17 protein-coding genes are annotated in these 16,767 nt (G+C 73.4%); 9 read left to right on the top strand and 8 right to left on the bottom strand.

Translation table 11 applies throughout. The annotated features are described in order from the left end of the window. Positions 1–8 precede the first annotated feature (8 nt). Together ACH495_RS05530 and ACH495_RS05525 are read right to left on the bottom strand one after the other, a co-directional pair. Entirely contained in the window at positions 9–428 is a 420-nt protein-coding gene (locus ACH495_RS05530; protein ID WP_396856571.1) for a VOC family protein, read from the bottom strand. After that, a complete protein-coding gene (locus ACH495_RS05525; RefSeq protein ID WP_396856570.1) occupies positions 404–976 on the bottom strand; it encodes a cob(I)yrinic acid a,c-diamide adenosyltransferase in 573 nt (190 codons plus the stop codon). Before ACH495_RS05525 ends, ACH495_RS05530 begins: the two co-directional genes overlap by 25 nt. Here ACH495_RS05525 and murA point away from each other — a divergent pair. Both murA and ACH495_RS05515 read left to right on the top strand, forming a co-directional pair. Then, positions 975–2,405: a UDP-N-acetylglucosamine 1-carboxyvinyltransferase gene (gene murA / locus ACH495_RS05520; RefSeq protein ID WP_396856569.1), complete on the top strand. Its 1,431-nt coding sequence runs from the start codon at positions 975–977 to the stop codon at positions 2,403–2,405. The genes ACH495_RS05525 and murA overlap by 2 nt on opposite strands. 65 nt (positions 2,406–2,470) lie before the next feature. Next, positions 2,471–3,319, top strand: coding sequence for a 3-hydroxyacyl-CoA dehydrogenase family protein (locus ACH495_RS05515; protein ID WP_396856568.1), 849 nt, complete (start codon positions 2,471–2,473; stop codon positions 3,317–3,319). Between the two features lie 28 nt (positions 3,320–3,347). Here the strand turns inward: ACH495_RS05515 and ACH495_RS05510 are convergent, their stop codons facing one another. The 3 genes from ACH495_RS05510 to ACH495_RS05500 all read right to left on the bottom strand — a co-directional run bounded on the left by ACH495_RS05510 (position 3,348) and on the right by ACH495_RS05500 (position 5,997). Further along, positions 3,348–4,157 carry an alpha/beta hydrolase gene (locus tag ACH495_RS05510; protein WP_396856567.1) on the bottom strand — a complete coding sequence of 270 codons (810 nt, stop codon included), beginning with the start codon at positions 4,155–4,157 and terminating at the stop codon, positions 3,348–3,350. A gap of 149 nt (positions 4,158–4,306) precedes the next feature. Beyond that, a complete protein-coding gene (locus ACH495_RS05505; RefSeq protein WP_396856566.1) occupies positions 4,307–5,152 on the bottom strand; it encodes an ABC transporter permease in 846 nt (281 codons plus the stop codon). Continuing rightward, a complete protein-coding gene (locus tag ACH495_RS05500) occupies positions 5,152–5,997 on the bottom strand; it encodes an ABC transporter ATP-binding protein (RefSeq protein WP_396856565.1) in 846 nt (281 codons plus the stop codon). Before ACH495_RS05500 ends, ACH495_RS05505 begins: the two co-directional genes overlap by 1 nt. 85 nt (positions 5,998–6,082) lie before the next feature. Here ACH495_RS05500 and ACH495_RS05495 point away from each other — a divergent pair, with 85 nt between their 5' ends. The 4 genes from ACH495_RS05495 (at position 6,083) to ACH495_RS05480 (ending at position 11,541) form a co-directional block, all read left to right on the top strand. Next, positions 6,083–6,607, top strand: coding sequence for a PadR family transcriptional regulator (locus ACH495_RS05495; protein ID WP_396856564.1), 525 nt, complete (start codon positions 6,083–6,085; stop codon positions 6,605–6,607). After that, on the top strand, positions 6,604–7,284 hold the full coding sequence (locus ACH495_RS05490; protein WP_396856563.1) for an ABC transporter ATP-binding protein: 681 nt from the start codon (positions 6,604–6,606) through the stop codon (positions 7,282–7,284). The genes ACH495_RS05495 and ACH495_RS05490 overlap by 4 nt, the downstream gene beginning before the upstream one ends. Next, positions 7,281–9,434 carry an FtsX-like permease family protein gene (locus ACH495_RS05485; RefSeq protein ID WP_396856562.1) on the top strand — a complete coding sequence of 718 codons (2,154 nt, stop codon included), beginning with the start codon at positions 7,281–7,283 and terminating at the stop codon, positions 9,432–9,434. Before ACH495_RS05490 ends, ACH495_RS05485 begins: the two co-directional genes overlap by 4 nt. A 112-nt stretch (positions 9,435–9,546) precedes the next feature. Beyond that, positions 9,547–11,541, top strand: coding sequence for a protein meaA (locus ACH495_RS05480; protein WP_396856561.1), 1,995 nt, complete (start codon positions 9,547–9,549; stop codon positions 11,539–11,541). A gap of 72 nt (positions 11,542–11,613) precedes the next feature. On the opposite strand, the gene ACH495_RS05475 is transcribed toward ACH495_RS05480, so the two are convergent. Both ACH495_RS05475 and ACH495_RS05470 read right to left on the bottom strand, forming a co-directional pair. Then, on the bottom strand, positions 11,614–11,910 hold the full coding sequence (locus ACH495_RS05475) for a DUF1540 domain-containing protein (RefSeq protein WP_107157015.1): 297 nt from the start codon (positions 11,908–11,910) through the stop codon (positions 11,614–11,616). 57 nt (positions 11,911–11,967) lie between these two features. After that, positions 11,968–12,585: a DUF4126 domain-containing protein gene (locus ACH495_RS05470; RefSeq protein ID WP_396856560.1), complete on the bottom strand. Its 618-nt coding sequence runs from the start codon at positions 12,583–12,585 to the stop codon at positions 11,968–11,970. 71 nt (positions 12,586–12,656) lie between these two features. Between ACH495_RS05470 and nucS the strand changes: the two genes are divergently transcribed. Further along, the gene (gene nucS / locus ACH495_RS05465; RefSeq protein ID WP_396856559.1) at positions 12,657–13,316 is read left to right on the top strand and encodes an endonuclease NucS; all 660 of its coding nucleotides are present in this window, start codon (positions 12,657–12,659) and stop codon (positions 13,314–13,316) included. On the opposite strand, the gene ACH495_RS05460 is transcribed toward nucS, so the two are convergent. Next, complete coding sequence (locus ACH495_RS05460; RefSeq protein ID WP_396856558.1) at positions 13,313–14,815, bottom strand: aldehyde dehydrogenase family protein; 1,503 nt, start codon at positions 14,813–14,815, stop codon at positions 13,313–13,315. The two genes, nucS and ACH495_RS05460, sit on opposite strands and share 4 nt — an antisense overlap. A 240-nt stretch (positions 14,816–15,055) precedes the next feature. Between ACH495_RS05460 and ACH495_RS05455 the strand changes: the two genes are divergently transcribed. Together ACH495_RS05455 and ACH495_RS05450 are read left to right on the top strand one after the other, a co-directional pair. Continuing rightward, the gene (locus ACH495_RS05455) at positions 15,056–15,502 is read left to right on the top strand and encodes an FHA domain-containing protein (protein WP_396856557.1); all 447 of its coding nucleotides are present in this window, start codon (positions 15,056–15,058) and stop codon (positions 15,500–15,502) included. A 183-nt stretch (positions 15,503–15,685) separates the two neighbouring features. After that, entirely contained in the window at positions 15,686–16,750 is a 1,065-nt protein-coding gene (locus tag ACH495_RS05450) for an alpha/beta fold hydrolase (RefSeq protein WP_396856556.1), read from the top strand. Positions 16,751–16,767: the final 17 nt, after the last annotated feature.

Genomic DNA, 16,767 nt, shown 5'->3' with positions numbered 1-16,767 from the left:
TACCCGGATCAGCCGGTCTCGGCGATCAGTTCGACCTCGTACCCCTGCTTGTCGGTGAGGTAGGCGGCGTAGCTGTCCGCGCCCCCCGCGTGCGGATGCCGGTCCGGGAAGAGCAGCGTCCAGCCATGGTCGGGCGCGACGGCTACCAGGCGGTCGACGGCCGCCGGCGGACCGGCGTGGAACGCCAGGTGGTTGAGGCCGGGCGCACACCGGTCGTGGGTCCGCCCGGTGAGCGCCGGGGACTCCTCCAGCACCAGGTAGGTGGAACCGAGGCGCCAGGACCGGCCGGCGGGCCAGTCCTGGTACGGCGTCCAGCCCAACTCGCCGAGAAGCCAGCCCCAGGCAGGTCTGGCTGCCGCCAGGTCGGGTACCCAGACCTCCACGTGGTGCAGGCCGCCGACGGTCAGCGCTTCCCGCCCGGCACCCATAGCACATCGCCGCCCGGATTTGCCGTTCTTGACAGGATAAAGAGCAGATCGGAGAGCCGGTTGAGATACTTTGCCGGGAGGGGGCTGGTCCGATCGGGGTCGTGCGCGACCAGCGCCCATGCCGCACGCTCGGCGCGCCGGGCGGTCGTCCGTGCCACGTGCAGCAGTGCCGCACCCGCGGTGCCGCCGGGGAGGATGAAGGAGTCGAGCTTGCCCAGGCGCGCGTTGAACTCGTCGCACCAACCCTCGAGGCGCTCGACGTACTCCTCGGTGACCCGCAGCGGCGGATACTCCGGATCCGGCTCGACCGGCGTCGCCAGGTCCGCGCCGACGTCGAACATGTCGTTCTGCACGGACTCCAGCACCTCCCGCAGCTCGTCCGGGAGCTGCCCCAGGGCGAGCGCGACGCCGATCGAGGCGTTGCACTCGTCGACGTCCGCGTACGCGGCGATCCGCGGATCGGTCTTCGGCACCTGCTCGTTGTTGCTCAGCCTGGTCATGCCGGCGTCGCCGGCCTTGGTGTAGATGCGCGTGAGGTGGACGGCCATGACGCACAGCCTACGGATACCGGACCTGACCATCCCGGTGCGGCCGGACCGGCCGACCGCGGTGGGGCCGGGTGACGCCGGCGACCCGGCGGTCAGCGACGTCGACGTCATCCGGGTACGCGGGGACGCCCGGCTGGCCGGCACCGTGCACGTGGTGGGCGCGAAGAACTCGGCGTTGAAGCTGATGGCCGCCGCGCTGCTCGCGCCCGGCCGCAGCGTGATCACCAACGTGCCCCGGATCACCGACATCGCGATCATGGGCGAGGTGCTGCGCCGGCTCGGCTGCGGCGTACGCTTCGGCCCCGACGACCCGGTCGACCCGATGGTCGCCGGCGGCGGTAAGGAACGGTCCCGCTCGGTCGTCATCGACGTGCCGGAGCGGCCGGGCGCGGAGGCCGACTACGACCTGGTCCGCCGGCTGCGCGCGTCGATCTGCGTGCTCGGCCCGCTGCTGGCCCGGCGCGGGCACGTGCGGGTCGCGCACCCCGGCGGCGACGCGATCGGCTCGCGTGGCCTGGACATGCACATCGCCGGGCTGGCCCGGATGGGCGCGGAGATCTCCGGCGAGCACGGCTTCGTCATCGCCGAGGCGCCGGACGGGCTGCACGGCGCCGACATCGTGCTGGACTTCCCGAGCGTGGGCGCCACCGAGAACCTGGTGATGGCGGCGGTGCTGGCCCGGGGCACGACGACGATCGACAACGCGGCCCGGGAGCCGGAGATCGTCGACATCTGCACGATGCTCAACCGGATGGGTGCCCGGATCTCCGGCGCCGGCTCCTCGACGGTGCAGATCGCCGGCGTGCCCGACCTGCGCCCGGTGCGGCACGCCACGGTGGGGGACCGGATCGTGGCCGGCACCTGGGCGTTCGCCGCCGCGATGACCCGGGGCGACGTCACCGTGACCGGCCTCGACCCGGCCTACCTGGAGGTCGCGCTGGACAAGCTGGTCTCGGCCGGCGGCCTGGTGGAGACCCGCGGCGACGCCTTCCGGGTCCGGATGGACGACCGGCCGGCGGCGGTGGACGTGGTCACGCTGCCCTATCCGGGCTTCGCCACCGACCTGCTGCCGATGGCGATCGGCCTGGCCGCGGTGAGCCACGGCGGCTCCCTGATCACGGAGAACATCTTCGACGGCCGGTTCATGTTCGCCAACGAGATGATGCGGCTCGGCGCGGAGATCCGGACCGACGGCCACCACGCGCTGGTCTGCGGCCGGGAGCGGCTGTCCGGCGCGCCGGTGCGCGCGACCGACATCCGGGCCGGCGCCGGTCTGATCATCGCCGGGCTCTGCGCGGACGGGATCACCGAGGTCTCGCACGTGCACCACGTCGACCGGGGCTACCCGGACTTCGTGGCGGACCTGCGGGCGCTCGGCGTCGCGGTGGAGCGGAGCACCGCGCCGGAGGAACCGGACCTGGCCATCTGACGATCCTTATCCCTCGTTAAGTAGGGTGCTGGAGGACACTCCAGAACACGGCGAGGGAGAAGCAGATGGCGGGTCGACTCGCGGTCGTCGGTGCCGGGCTGATGGGCTCGGGCATCGCCCAGGTGGCGGCACAGGCGGGCTGGCAGGTGACGCTGCGCGACGTCGACGACGCGGCCACCAGGCGGGGCGTCGACGGCATCCGGAAGTCGCTGGCGAAGTTCGCCGAGAAGGGGAAGATCGAGGCGTCCGACGTCGAGGCGACGCTGGGCCGGATCACCCCGACCACCGAGCTGGAGGCGGCGGCCGACGCGGACATCGTGGTCGAGGCGGTCTTCGAGAAGATCGAGATCAAGCACGAGGTGTTCCGCGCGCTGGACAAGATCTGCAAGGCGGATGCGGTGCTGGCCACCAACACCTCGGCCATCCCGGTCACCCAGATCGCCACCGCCACCGAGCGTCCGGAGTCGGTGGTCGGCACCCACTTCTTCTCGCCGGTGCCGATGATGAAGCTCTGCGAGCTGGTCCGGGGCTACAAGACCAGCGACGCGACCATGGACACCGCCCGGTCGTTCGCCGAGGAGATCGGCAAGACCGTCGTGGTGGTCAACCGGGACATCGCCGGTTTCGTCACCACCCGGCTGATCTGCGCGCTGGCGATGGAGGCGGTCAAGCTGGTCGAGTCCGGCGTGATCTCCGCCGAGGACCTGGACACCGCCTGCAAGCTCGGCTTCGGGCACGCCATGGGCCCGCTGGCCACTGTCGACCTGACCGGCGTGGACGTGCTGCTCAACGCCACCCGCAACATCTACACCGACACGGCCGACGAGAAGTTCTTCCCGCCGGAGCTGCTCCAGCGCATGGCCACCGCCGGAGACCTGGGCCGCAAGACCGGCCAGGGCTTCTACCCGTACTGAGCATGTCGACCGCCCCGCCCCGGACGACTCATGTCCGGGGTGGGGTGAGCGCGGCGCCGAGCAGCGCGAACGCGTCCGGGATGACGGTGCCCCAGTAGCCGAAGTTGTGCCGCCCGTCGGCCCAGGCCGCGCGCACCGGGCGTTCGGGCAGCACCCGGGCCAGCGCGCGGACGTCGGAGAGGAAGTTGTCCTGCCGGCCGCACCACAGCCCGACCGGCGTGCCGCGCAGCTTGTCGACGCCGGCGAAGACCGCGTCGCCCCGGCCGACCGCCGGCGAGAACGCCGCGACCATCCGCAACCAGTCCGGGTACGTCTCGGCGAGCAGCAGCGCCCCGAAGCCGCCCATGGACCAGCCCCAGGCGGCCAGCCGGCTGCTGTCGAAGCCGCGCCGGGCACACCAGGTGGGCAGCTCCTCGCGCACCATCCGCTGCGGGTCGTCGTCGCCCGACGGGCGCCAGGAGAGCCGCCCGCCGGTGGCGCCGGCCAGCGCGAACGGCGGGGCGCCACGGCGTACCGCGTCGGTGAGGAAGCGGGCCAGCCCGAACCGGCCGTAGTCGCGCGGGGTGGCCGAGGCGCCGTGCAGGACCAGGCAGACGGGCAGGCCGCGACCATCGCCGTACCCCTCGGGCACGGCGGTCCAGAAGTCCACCTCCCGGCCCCGGGCGGCGGAGGCGATCCGGATCAGCCGTTCGTCGCCGGCCGGCGCGTCCGGCACGGCGGGTCCGGGCCCGGGGCGGGGCCCGGAGAGTTGCCGGGCGGCCAGGCCCCCGACCAGACCGGCCCCGGCGATCCCGGCGGCGGCGGTCAGCACCGTCCGCCGGCTCAACGTGCGTGCCATGCCGGCGAGTGTGCCATCCGGTACGCGCCGCCGGGCAACCGCCGTTCACGGGGCCGGCGCCGCGCGCGTCGCCGGCGGGTGAGCGCCCCGGGTGTGAGAGGGGGCCCCTTCTATACGCCAGGCGTTAAGAAGGGGCCCCTCCTTTCACGTCAGCCGTCGCGGCGAGTGGTCCAGCGGAAGGTGGTCAGGCAGAGGATCAGGCCGATCACGCACCACGCGCCCAGCACCAGCGCCACCTTGCCCAGCTCGAACGAGCCGCCCGGCTCCTGACCGCCGAAGCTGTCCGGCAGGAAGACCGAGCGCAGCCCCTGGCACATCCACTTCAGCGGGAAGATCGCGGCGACCTGCTGCATCCAGGTGGGCAGGCTGGTGAAGACGAAGAACACGCCGGAGATGAACTGGAGCACCAGCGCGACCGGGGTGACCACCGCCGAGCCGCTGCGCGCGGTGCGGGCGAGCGACGAGATGGCGATGCCGCAGAGCGTGCAGGCGGTGACGCCGAGGACGGCGACCCAGCCGAACGTGAGCCACTTGGCGGCGGTCTGCGGCAGGTCGAGGTCGAACAGGGCCACCGAGACGGCGAGCAGCAACGCGGTCTCGGCGATGCCGATCACCACCACCATGATCACCTTGCCGGCGAACCAGACCCACTTCGGCATCGGGGTGCCCCGGTAGCGCTTGAGCACGCCCCGGTCCCGCTCGATCGGGATCCAGATGCCGAGGTTCTGGAAGCTCACCGTCATCAGGCCGGTCGCGATCATGCCGGTGATGAAGTACTGCGTGTAGCTGACGCCCGGGGCGATCTCGTCGCTGAAGATCGCCGCGAAGATCAGGATCATGATGATCGGGAAGCCCATCGTGAACACGACGGACTCCCGGCTGCGCAGGAACTGGGTGATCTCCAGCCGGCCCTGGCGCAGCGCCAGCGCGCCCGCGCCCAGCCGCCGGGCCGGTGCGGCGGCGACCGGGGCCGCCGGCTTCGTCGTGGTGGTCATCAGTGTCCGATCATCCGCAGGTAGACGTCTTCCAGGGTCGGCCGGGCCACGGTGAGGCCGGGCACCTCGCCGCCGAAGCGCGCGGCCAGGTCGTACACCAGCGCCGTCGGCGTCGCGGTCTGCGCCGACCCGGGCGTCCCGTCCGGGTTACGCCAGGAGACGGTCGCCAGCGCCTCCTGCCGGTTGCCCAGCCGGTTCGGCGGCGCGACCTCCACCACCCGGCCCGCCGCGATCACCCCGACCCGGTCGGCGAGCGCCTCGGCCTCGTCCAGGTAGTGGGTGGTGAGCACGATGGTGGTGCCGGCGGCGGCCAGGTCCCGGATCAGCTCCCAGAACTCGCGCCGGGCCTCCGGGTCGAAGCCGGTGGTCGGCTCGTCGAGGAAGAGCAGCTCGGGGCGGCCGATGATGCCCAGCGCCACGTCGAGGCGGCGCTTCTGCCCGCCGGAGAGCGTGTGCGTACGCGCCTTGGCCTTGGCGCCCAGCCCGACGCGCTCGACCACCTTGGCCGGGTCGTCGGCGTCCGGGTAGAAGCCGGAGAAGTGCCGGACCACCTCGCCCACGGTCAGCTCGTCGAACTCACCGGTGCCCTGGAGCACGATGCCGACGCGGGAACGCCAGCCGGCGTCGGGGCGGGCCGGGTCGACGCCGAGCACCCGTACCTCGCCGGCGTCGCGGTGCCGGTAGCCCTCCAGGATCTCCACCGTGGTGGTCTTGCCCGCGCCGTTCGGGCCGAGCAGGGCGAACACCTCGCCCCGGTGGACGTCCAGGTCCACCCCGGCCACCGCGACGTTGTCGCCGTACGTCTTGCGCAGTCCCCGTACGGAGATCGCGAGCTGCTGGTCCATGACTCAAGTGTGCGTCGTGCGGCCCCGGCCCCGATGCCGGGGTTCGCTATGTACGCGGGGTATACATCGGGTGTAGAGTCACCGCATGACCGTTCCCCTGACGCTGCTCGGCCTGCTCGAACGCGAGCCCAGCCACGGCTACGACCTGAAACGCGACTACGACACGTTCTTCGGGCGCGGCAAACCGCTGCCGTACGGGCAGGTCTACTCGACGCTGAGCCGGCTGGCCCGCGACGGCAAGGTGGTGGTCAGCGACGTCGAGCCCGGCGCCGGGCCGGACCGCAAGCGCTACGTCATCACCGACCGCGGCGCCACCGAGGTGGAGCACTGGCTCACCGAGCCGGTCGAGCCGGAACCACACCTGCAGACCGTGCTGTTCGCCAAGGTCGTGCTCGCGCTGATGCTGGATCGCCCGGCCGAGGCGTACCTGGACACCCAGCGCGCCGCCCACCTGCACCGGATGCGCGAGCTGACCGAGGTCAAGCGGAACGGCGGGCTGGTCGACGTGATGCTCGCCGACCACGGCCTCTACCACCTGGAGGCGGACCTGCGATGGATCGAGACGACCGGCGCCCGACTCGACGCCCTGCGGAAGGCGGTCCGGCGATGACCGTGACGATCGAGGCCCGCGACGTCACGTTCTCGTTCGGCGAGACCCCGGCCCTGCGCGGCGCGAGCCTCGCCGTGGACGCCGGCGAGGTCGTCGCCGTGATGGGACCGAGCGGCTCCGGCAAGTCGACGCTGTTGCACTGCCTGGCCGGCATCCTGCCGCCCGACTCCGGCGAGGTCCGGTTCGGTGACGTACGGATCGACACGCTCGGCGAGGCGGAGCGGAGCGCGCTGCGCCGTGACCGCTTCGGGTTCGTCTTCCAGTTCGGCCAGCTCGTCCCCGAACTCACCGCGGCGGAGAACGTCGCGCTGCCGCTGCTGCTCGGCGGCGTCCGCCGCGCCCCGGCGCTGCGGGCCGCGCACGGCTGGTTCGAGCGGCTCGGGCTGGCCGGCCTGGAGCACCGACGCTCCGGTGAGCTGTCCGGCGGGCAGGCCCAGCGGGTCGCGCTGGCCCGGGGCCTGGTCGCCCGCCCGCAGGTGCTCTTCGCCGACGAGCCCACCGGCGCGCTCGACTCGCTCACCGGCGAGGAGGTGATGGCCCTGCTGGTCGACACCGCCCGCGAGCAGGGCACCACTGTCGTCCTGGTCACCCACGAACCGCGCGTCGCCGCGTACGCCGACCGGGAGGTCGTCGTGCGGGACGGGCGGATCAACGCGCCGGCCAGGGTCGGCTCGTGATCGCCCTCGCGTTCCGCCTCGCGGTCGCGGGCGGCCGGGAGGCGCTCGTCCGACTGGTGGTCATCGCCGCCGCCGTCGCGATCGGCACCGGGCTGCTGCTCACCACCGTCGCCGGCGTGCACGCCACCAACGCCCAGCTCGGCCGGTACGCCGCGATGTACCCGCAGGAGACAACGGGCGGCGCGGCCGATCCGCTGCTCTGGTCGACCCGGTACGACTACTTCCACGGCACGCAGATCCTCCGCGTCGACGTCGCCGCCACCGGGCCGAGCGCGCCCACCCCGGTCGGCGTGCCCCGGGTGCCCGGCCCCGGCGAGTACTACGCCTCCCCGGCGTTGCGGAAGCTGCTGGCCACCACCCCCGCCGACCAGCTCGCCGACCGCTACCCGGGCCGCGACCTCGGCGTCGTCGGCCCGGCGGCGCTCACCTCGCCGGACACCCTGCTCATCCTCGTCGGCGGCACCCCGGAGCAGGTCGGGGCGCTGGAGTGGGTCCGGAAGGTCACCCGGATCGACGACAACCGGGCCCCGCTGCCGGAGACGGCGATCGACCTCATCCTCGGCGTGGTGGCCGGCGGGCTGCTCTTCCCCGTCCTGATCTTCATCGGCACCGCGACCCGGCTCGGTGCCGCCCGCCGGGAGCAGCGCTTCGCCGCGATGCGCCTGGTCGGGGCCACCCCGCGACAGATCTCGGTGGTCGCGGCCGTGGAGGCCACGCTCGCGGCGGTGGCCGGCGCCACGGTCGGCTTCGCCCTGTTCCTCGCGTTCCGTCGGCAGCTCGCCGCAATCCCGTTCACCGGCATGCCGTACTTCCCCGACGACCTCTCCCTCGGCGTGCCGGACGTCGTGCTGGTGGCGCTCGGGGTGCCGGCGGGCGCGGCGACCGCGGCCTGGGTGGCGTTGCGCCGGGTGCGGATCTCCCCGCTCGGCGTGACCCGGCGGGTGACGCCCCGGCCGCCGCGGGCGTACCGGTTGATCCCGCTCGTGCTCGGGCTCGCCGTGCTGGGCCTCGCGCTGGTCTACCGGCCGGGCACCGCGGACGGGCAGACGGCGCTCTTCCTGCCCGCGTTGCTGCTGGTGATGGCCGGGCTGGTCACCGGCGGGCCCTGGCTGACCATGGTCGGCGCGCGGGCGATGGCCGCCCGCGCCAGCCGGCCGGCCGCGCTGATCGCCGCCCGCCGGCTCGCCGACAACCCGGCCGCCGGCTTCCGCGCGGTCAGCGGCGTGATGCTCGCGCTCTTCGTGACGACAGTGGCGGTCGGCGTGATGGGGACGATCGCCGCCGAGCGGGGCCCGGCCCCCCGGGGTTCGCTGGAGGCCGGTCGGCTGTCGTTCAATCTGGTGAACGACGCGCCGGTGCCCGCCACGCTGCTGACCGACCTGGCCGCGGTTCCGGGCGTGCGCGACCCGCTGGTCGTCCGGGAGAACCCGGCGCGCGGCGGGGGCGGCGGGTCGGGCGTGATCGCCTGCGCGGACATCCCGCCGGCCTACGGGCGGTGCGCCGACGGGGTGGCCGTCGCCGAGGTGGCGTCGGGCCTGATCCCCTGGCGGGAGTCCGCCTCGGCGGACCGGGTCTGGCCCGCGTCCCCGGTCGAGCCGGCGGCCCTCCCGCGCCTGCCGGTGGACTCGGTGGCGGTCGACGCGGACGGTCCGGCCGCAATCGAGCGGGCCCGGACGGTCATCGAGGTCGCGTTCCCCGCCTACGTGGTGGCCCCGAACGTGCCCGGCGACTTCGAGTCCGACTTCACGAACACGATGCGGGGTTGGCAGCGGTTGGCCGACGTGGTCGTGGTGTCCAGCCTCGCGCTCGCCGGGTGCAGCCTGGCGGTCGCCGTGGCGGCCGGCCTCAGCGAGCGGAGGCGGCCGTTCAGCCTGCTGCGGCTCAGCGGCGCGCCGGTGCGGCTGCTGCGCCGGGTGGTGGCGCTGGAGAGCGTGGTGCCGATGCTGACCGTCGCCGCGGTGGCGGTCGGGATGGGCCTGGTCGCCGCGCACCTGTTCCTGCGCGCGCAGATGCACTACGACCTGCACCTGCCCGGGATCGGGTTCGCCGCCGTGGTGGCCGTCGGGCTGGTCGGCTGCCTGGCCGTCATCGCCGCCACGCTGCCGCTGCTGGAACGCGTCACCGGTCCGCAGACCGCCCGCAGCGAATGACCCGCCAGGTGGGCCGGCCACATGCGAGGGCCCGGCCGGCCCACCGGCGCGGACATCCAACTGTGTGGTTTTGCACAGCCCCTTTTACTGAACGGTAACTTAAACTCCGGCCATGGATGACGCGACGCCGGGACGCCTGCCGGAGCGGGACCGCCCGTGGGTGATGCGCACGTACGCCGGGCACTCCTCCGCCGCGGCCTCCAACGCGCTCTACCGCCGCAACCTGGCGAAGGGGCAGACCGGGCTGTCGGTCGCGTTCGACCTGCCCACCCAGACCGGGTACGACCCCGACCACGAGCTGGCCGCCGGTGAGGTGGGCCGGGTCGGCGTGCCGGTGGCGCACCTCGGCGACATGCGCGCGCTCGTCGACGGCATCCCGCTGGCCGAGATGAACACCTCGATGACCATCAACGCGCCGGCCATGTGGATGCTCGCGCTCTACGGCACGGCCGCCGTCGAGCAGGGCGCCGAGCTGCGCCGCTGCGCCGGCACCACGCAGAACGACATCATCAAGGAGTACCTGTCCCGGGGGACGTACATCTTCCCGCCGGCCGCGTCGCTGCGGCTGACCGCCGACGTCATCGCGTACACGCTGCGGGAGATGCCGCGGTGGAACCCGGTCAACATCTGCTCGTACCACCTCCAGGAGGCCGGCGCGACACCGGTGCAGGAGGTCGGCTTCGCGCTCGCCACCGCCGTCGCCGTGCTGGACACCGTGCGCGACTCCGGCCAGGTGCCGGCCGAGCGGATGGGCGACGTGGTCCAGCGGATCTCCTTCTTCGTCAACGCCGGGGTGCGCTTCGTCGAGGAGATCGCCAAGATGCGCGCGTTCGGCGCGCTCTGGGACGAGATCACCCGCGACCGCTACGGCGTGACGGAGGCGAAGCAGCGCCGGTTCCGCTACGGCGTCCAGGTCAACTCGCTGGGCCTGACCGAGGCGCAGCCGGAGAACAACATCCAGCGGATCGTGCTGGAGATGCTCGGCGTCACGCTGTCCCGCGACGCCCGGGCCCGCGCCGTGCAGCTCCCCGCCTGGAACGAGGCGCTCGGCCTGCCCCGCCCGTGGGACCAGCAGTGGTCGCTGCGCATGCAGCAGGTGCTGGCGTACGAGTCGGACCTGCTCGAGTATCCCGATCTGTTCGACGGCTCGCACGTGATGACCGCGCTGGTCGACGACATCGTGACCGGCGCCCGGGTCGAACTGGACAAGGTGCTGGCGATGGGCGGCGTGGTGACCGCCGTGGAGTCCGGCTACCTCAAGAGCGCGCTGGTCGCCTCGCTGGCCGACCGGCGGCGGCGGATGGAGGCCGGCACCGACGTGGTGATCGGCGTCAACCGGTTCACCGAGACCGAGCCGTCCCCGCTGACCGCGGCCGGCGCCGAGGCGATCGAGCAGGTGGACCCGGCGGTCGAGGCGGCCGCCACGGCCGGCGTACGCGAATGGCGGGCCGGGCGGGACGCGGCGGCCGTCGACGCCGCGCTGGCCCGGCTGCGCGCGGACGCCGCGACCACCGCGAACCTGATGCCGGCGACGCTGGCGTGCGTGGCCGCCGGGGTGACCACGGGGGAGTGGGCCGGCGCGCTGCGCCAGGTGTTCGGCGAGTACCGGGCGCCGACCGGGTTGACCGGCGCGGCCGGGGCCGGTGGCGACGCGAGCCTCGCGGCGGTCCGGGAACGGGTCGCCGCCACCGCGCGTGAGCTGGGCACCGGCCGGCTGCGGCTGCTGGTCGGCAAGCCGGGGCTGGACGGGCACTCCAACGGCGCGGAACAGATCGCGGTACGCGCCCGCGACGCCGGCTTCGAGGTGGTCTACCAGGGCATCCGGCTGACCGCCGGGCAGATCGTGGCCGCCGCGGTGGAGGAGGACGTCGACCTGGTCGGGCTCTCCGTGCTCTCCGGTTCGCACCTGGCCGCCGTGCCGGCGGTGCTGGACGGGCTGCGCGCGGCCGGGCGGGGCGACCTGCCGGTGGTGGTGGGCGGCATCATCCCGCCCGCCGACGCCGAGGCGCTGCGGGCCGCCGGCGTGGCCCGGGTGTTCACGCCGAAGGACTTCGCGCTCACCGGCATCATCGACGAGCTGGTCACCGTCATCCGCGAGCGGATGTAAGGCGGGGCCCCTTCTTAACGCATTCGGTAGAGGCGGGGCCCCTTCTTAACACCTGTCGGCCGGGCGTGGCGGTCAGCGGCCCCGGTAGGTCATGCAGTCGGCCATGTCCATGTCCGGGCCGACCGTGATGGCCGGGGCGTGGCACTCCAGATCGGCATTGTGCTGGCAGTCGGATCGCGAGCAGGCGCCGACCTGGGCGATCGACTGCGCGATCCCGCCGCGCACCGGCATCTCCACGAAGGTGTGGCAGTGCGCGTGATCGCTGCTGCCGATCGTGATGGCGAAGGCGTGGCAGTCGTTCGTGTGGTTGTAGGCGCAGGAGCGAACGGCGCACTCCTGGACCCGGGGCATTTCCATCGACGCGGTCATTCCCGTACCTCCATGGGTTATTGCCCTGATTTTAGAGGTTTTGGGGGTTGATGCGGGTCAGACGCGGAAGCCCGCCGCGCGGGCCGCGGCGCGTTCCCGTCGACGGCCCCGGCGGCGGCGGACCAGCCAGACCGTGAAGACGACCAGGCCGACCGCGAACACCAGCACCAGCACCGGCAGCAGGATCGCCACCACCGACATGATGATGCTCGTCGCGTCCTCGGCGGTGCTCGCCACCGGCGCGCCGAAGCCGGCCGTGGTGGCGTTCACGACCGGTCGGGCGGCGGCCTTGAGCAGATGCACGCCGAGCGCGATGAGCACGCCCACCACCACCGGCACCCACTGGTGGGTGGAGAAGAACGTGTCCGGGTCGCTGACCGTGACCGTCTCCGAGCCCGACCCGGCGCCGAACGCCAGCCCGCCGGCGGTCGGCCGGACCACCGTCTGCACCATGTCGTTGACGTGGTCGACCACCGGCACCTTGTCGGCCACCACCTCGACCGCCAACAGCACGGCGAGGATCAGCAGCACCCAGCCGTTGCCGAGCCACTGCCAGCCGCTCGGCAGCTCGATCAGGTGGGTGTAGCGGGCCAGCAGGCCCATCAGCATCAGCGGGATGTAGGCGTTTAGGCCCGCCGAGGCGGCCAGACCGGAACCGGTGAGAACTTCGAGCACGATCTCAATATGGCACCGGTGCGCCAGTGGCGCTCGTCGGCGCCGGCCGGGGGCTCGGCTACCCTCGTCGGGTGCGGTTGGTCATTGCGAAGTGCTCGGTGGACTATGTCGGACGGCTCTCGGCGCACCTGCCGCCGGCCACCCGGCTGCTCATGGTCAAGGCGGACGGCTCGGTGTCGATCCACGCGGACGACCGGGCCTACAAGCCGTTGAACTGGATGAGCCCGCCGTGCCGGCTGGAGGAGGCGCCCGGCGTGTGGCGGGTGGTCAACAAGGCCGGCGAGGAGCTGCGCATCACGCTGGAGGAGATCTTCCAGGACACCTCGTACGAGCTGGGCCTCGACCCCGGGCTGCGCAAGGACGGCGTGGAGGCGCACCTCCAGGAGCTGCTCGCCGCCAACCCGGGCACGCTCGGCGAGGGCTACACGCTCGTCCGGCGGGAGTACATGACCGCGATCGGCCCGGTCGACCTGCTCTGCCGGGACGCCAACGCCGGCGCGGTCGCGGTCGAGGTGAAGCGGCGCGGCGAGATCGACGGGGTGGAGCAGCTCACCCGCTACCTGGAACTGATGAACCGCGACCCGCTGCTCGCGCCGGTCACCGGCGTGTTCGCCGCGCAGGAGATCAAGCCGCAGGCCCGGGTGCTCGCCACCGACCGCGGCATCCGCTGCGTGGTGGTCGACTACGACAAGCTGCGCGGCATCGAGCGCGACGAGCTGACGCTCTTCTAGCGCTTCCGGCCGTACATCAGCTTGGCGACCTTGACCAGGCGGGCGACGTCGGCCGGGGTGCGCTCGAACGTCATGGCCGGCAGCAGCGAGCGGGCCCGCCGGCGGGTGACCGCCTTGGGGCGGCCGAACTCGCGCAGCCCGTCCTCGCCGTGGATCCGGCCGAAGCCGGACTCGCCGGTGCCGCCGAACGGCAGCGTGGACATGCCGGCGAAGGTCAGCGCCGAGTTCACCGAGGCCATCCCGGAGCGCAGCCGCCGCGCCACGGCCACCGCCCGCGCCCGGCCGAAGACCGAACCCCCGAGCCCGTACGGCAGCGCGTTGGCGCGCTCGACGGCCTCGTCGACGTCGCGGACCCGGTTGACGGTCAGCGTCGGCCCGAACGTCTCCTCGCGGACGGCGGCGGAGTCCTCCGGCACGTCGACCAGCACGGTCGGGTGCACGTACGGCGGCCGAACCGCCTCCGGGCCGCCGAGCACCGCCCGGCCGCCCCGGGCGACCGCGTCGTCGATGTGCCGGCGGATCACGTCGATCTGGGCCGGCATGGTGATCGGGCCGAGGTCGGCGCCGTCGACGCCGACGGTCAGCCGGCCGGCCTTCGCCACCACCTTGTCGACGAACGCGTCGAAGACCTGGTCGACCGCGTAGACCCGCTCGATGCCGATGCAGGTCTGGCCGGCGTTGGTCAGCCCGCCCCAGACGGCAGCCTCGGCGGCGGCGTCCAGGTCGGCGTCCGAGTCGACGATCATGGCGTCCTTGCCGCCGGCCTCCAGCAGCACCGGGGTGAGCGTCTCGGCGCAGGCCGCCATGACCTTCTTCGCGGTGGCGGTGGAGCCGGTGAAGGCCACCTTCGCCACCCCGGAGCGGCACAGCGCCGCGCCGACGTCGCCGAGCCCGTGCACCGCCTGGAACACCGGCTGCTCCGGCACGACCTCGGCGAACCGGTCGACCAGCCACTGGCCCACCGCCGGGGTGTACTCGCTCGGCTTGAACACCACCGCGTTGCCGGCGGCCAGCGCGTACGCGGCGGAGCCGATCGGGGTGAAGACCGGGTAGTTCCACGGGCCGATCACGCCGACCACGCCGTACGGCTGGTATTCCAGGTGGCCGGTGAACTCGGCCAGGATCAGCCGGGAGCGGACCCGCCGGGGCCCGAGCACGCGCCGGGCGTTGCGGGCCGCCCAGTCGACGTGCTCCAGCGCGGTGAGGATCTCCACCACGGCGTCGCCGACCGGCTTGCCGCCCTCGGTGTGCATCAGGTCGGCCAGCTCCTCGATACGCCGGGCGAGCACGCCGCGCCAGCGCTCGAGCCGGTCGCGCCGGCCGGTGAAGCCGAGCCCGGCCCACCAGTCGGCGGCGGCGCGGGCCCGGTCGACGGCGGCGCGTACGTCCGCCTCGGTCGCCACCGGGAGCCGCCCGGCCTCCGCGCCGGTCGCCGGGCTGGTCGACACCAGTCGACCGGCCTCGATGAGCGGGGTTCCGGGGACATGCACTGCGGTCATGGCCGCAGTCTAGACCCGAATATTACTCATCGGTAGGTGGCGCGGGCCCCCTACGCTGCCCGGACCGACGTTCGTCACATCGACGTACGTGATGACCGATCGCGCCCTTCCCGGCCACCCGAACGGCGAACGGGAGATGACCGGCCGGGGTCGCGGTGGTGACCGCGCGGTGGTGGGAGCCACTACGGTGAGATGGCAGGCTGACGCCGCGGGGCGATGTGGGGTGGAGGTCGACTGTCCATGGAGGAGCATCCGGAGCTGATGCCGTTGCTGACGGTGTCGGGCGGGGCGATGCGGGGGCTCAGTTTTCGGATCGGCCGGGGCGTACAGGTGATCGGCCGGGCGCCGACCGCCGACGTCGTGCTCCCCGATCCGCACCTGAGTCGCCGGCACGCCAGCGTCCAGGCCACCCCCGAGGGAGTGGTGCTCACCGACCTCGGCTCAACCAACGGCACCTGGCTCAACGACACCCGGATCACCGGCAGCGTGCCGATCTCCGACGGGGACGTGGTCCGGCTCGGGCGCACCGACCTGCGCCTCTACGACCCCGGCGTGGCCCGGACCGACCCGGTCGGGATGACCTTCGGCGCGCCCCGCCGCGACCAGCGGCCCACGCTGCCGCTGCCGGTCCCGGCACCCCGACAGTCGATCGAGTCACGCGAGGCGCAGCCCGCCGAGGCCCGCTGACCGCACGCACCCACGCACCCACGCACCCACGCGCGCATTCACCGTGCGCGCGGATTCACGGAAAGTGCGGCTATCGCGGCCCGGATAGCCGCACTTTCCGTGAAACAGGGCGCGCGGGCAGGGCGGGGCGGTGTGTGGGGCGCGCACATGGCTTCCGGGCGGGCGGTGTGCCAGCATGCGCTGATGCGGAGCACGCGGCACACGGTCCAGGCCAACGGCATCACCCACGCGGTCCGGGTGGCCGGGCCCCCGGACGGCGTACCGGTGCTGCTGGTGCACGGCAACGTCTCCTCCGCCGCGTTCTGGGAACCGCTGCTGGCGAGGCTGCCGGAGACGCTCCGGGTGGTCGCCCCCGACCTGCGCGGCTACGGCGAGACCGACACCGTGCCGGTCGACGCCACCCGGGGCCTCGGTGACGTCGCCGACGACGTGGCCGCCCTGCTCGACGCCCCGGGGCTGTTCGCCGCCGGCGCCCGACCGGTGGTGGTCGGGCACTCGCTCGGCGGCGGGGTGGCGATGCGGCTGCTGGTCGACCACCCGCAGCGGGTGGCCGGGCTGCTGCTGGAGGCGCCGGTCTCGCCGTACGGCTTCGGCGGCACCCGGGACCTCGACGGCACGCCCACCACGCCTGACTTCGCCGGCACCGGCGCGGGCGGGGCGAACCCGGACTTCGTGGCCCGGCTCGCCGCCGGTGACCGCAGCGCCGACGGCCCCACCAGCCCGCGCAGCGTGCTGCGCACCGCGTACGTGGCCGACCCGGCGTCGCTCGGCGACCACGAGGACCTGCTGCTGGAGAGCATGTTGACCACCGCCACCGGGGACGACAACTACCCGGGCACCGCGCTCGCCTCGGACCACTGGCCGGGCACCGCCGCCGGGCGGCGCGGCGTGCTCAACGCGCTGGCCCCGGCCCACTTCCGGCTCGCCGACGAGCTGGTCGCCGTGCCGGTCAAGCCGCCGGTGACCTGGGTACGCGGCGACGCCGACGTGATCGTCTCGGACACCTCGCTGTTCGACCTGGCGTACCTCGGTCAGCTCGGGATCGTGCCCGGCTGGCCCGGCGCGGACCGGTGCCCGCCGCAGCCGATGGTCGGCCAGACCCGCGCGGTGCTGGACCGGTACGCGGCGGCCGGTGGGACCTACCGGGAGGTGGCGCTGCCCGGCTGCGGGCACAGCCCGCACCTGGAGCGGCCGGCCGAGTTCGTCGCCGAGCTGCTGGCGCTCGCCGGGGTGACCGCGCCCGGGTGAGACGTGGTGCGTGAAAT

Source organism: Micromonospora sp. NPDC018662 (assembly GCF_044391475.1).
Lineage (GTDB): Bacteria > Actinomycetota > Actinomycetes > Mycobacteriales > Micromonosporaceae > Micromonospora.
This window is presented reverse-complemented; position numbering and strand designations above follow the sequence as displayed.

Excerpts from the sequence above, each read along its gene's own strand:
- ACH495_RS05530 (WP_396856571.1), bottom strand. The coding sequence starts at position 428 with ATGGGTGCCGGGCGGGAAGCGCTGACCGTCGGCGGCCTGCACCACGTG.
- murA (WP_396856569.1), top strand. The coding sequence starts at position 975 with ATGACGCACAGCCTACGGATACCGGACCTGACCATCCCGGTGCGGCCG.
- ACH495_RS05525 (WP_396856570.1), bottom strand. The coding sequence starts at position 976 with ATGGCCGTCCACCTCACGCGCATCTACACCAAGGCCGGCGACGCCGGC.
- ACH495_RS05515 (WP_396856568.1), top strand. The coding sequence starts at position 2,471 with ATGGCGGGTCGACTCGCGGTCGTCGGTGCCGGGCTGATGGGCTCGGGC.
- ACH495_RS05510 (WP_396856567.1), bottom strand. The coding sequence starts at position 4,157 with ATGGCACGCACGTTGAGCCGGCGGACGGTGCTGACCGCCGCCGCCGGG.
- ACH495_RS05505 (WP_396856566.1), bottom strand. The coding sequence starts at position 5,152 with ATGACCACCACGACGAAGCCGGCGGCCCCGGTCGCCGCCGCACCGGCC.
- ACH495_RS05500 (WP_396856565.1), bottom strand. The coding sequence starts at position 5,997 with ATGGACCAGCAGCTCGCGATCTCCGTACGGGGACTGCGCAAGACGTAC.
- ACH495_RS05495 (WP_396856564.1), top strand. The coding sequence starts at position 6,083 with ATGACCGTTCCCCTGACGCTGCTCGGCCTGCTCGAACGCGAGCCCAGC.
- ACH495_RS05490 (WP_396856563.1), top strand. The coding sequence starts at position 6,604 with ATGACCGTGACGATCGAGGCCCGCGACGTCACGTTCTCGTTCGGCGAG.
- ACH495_RS05480 (WP_396856561.1), top strand. The coding sequence starts at position 9,547 with ATGGATGACGCGACGCCGGGACGCCTGCCGGAGCGGGACCGCCCGTGG.
- ACH495_RS05475 (WP_107157015.1), bottom strand. The coding sequence starts at position 11,910 with ATGACCGCGTCGATGGAAATGCCCCGGGTCCAGGAGTGCGCCGTTCGC.
- ACH495_RS05460 (WP_396856558.1), bottom strand. The coding sequence starts at position 14,815 with ATGACCGCAGTGCATGTCCCCGGAACCCCGCTCATCGAGGCCGGTCGA.
- ACH495_RS05455 (WP_396856557.1), top strand. The coding sequence starts at position 15,056 with ATGGAGGAGCATCCGGAGCTGATGCCGTTGCTGACGGTGTCGGGCGGG.
- ACH495_RS05450 (WP_396856556.1), top strand. The coding sequence starts at position 15,686 with ATGCGGAGCACGCGGCACACGGTCCAGGCCAACGGCATCACCCACGCG.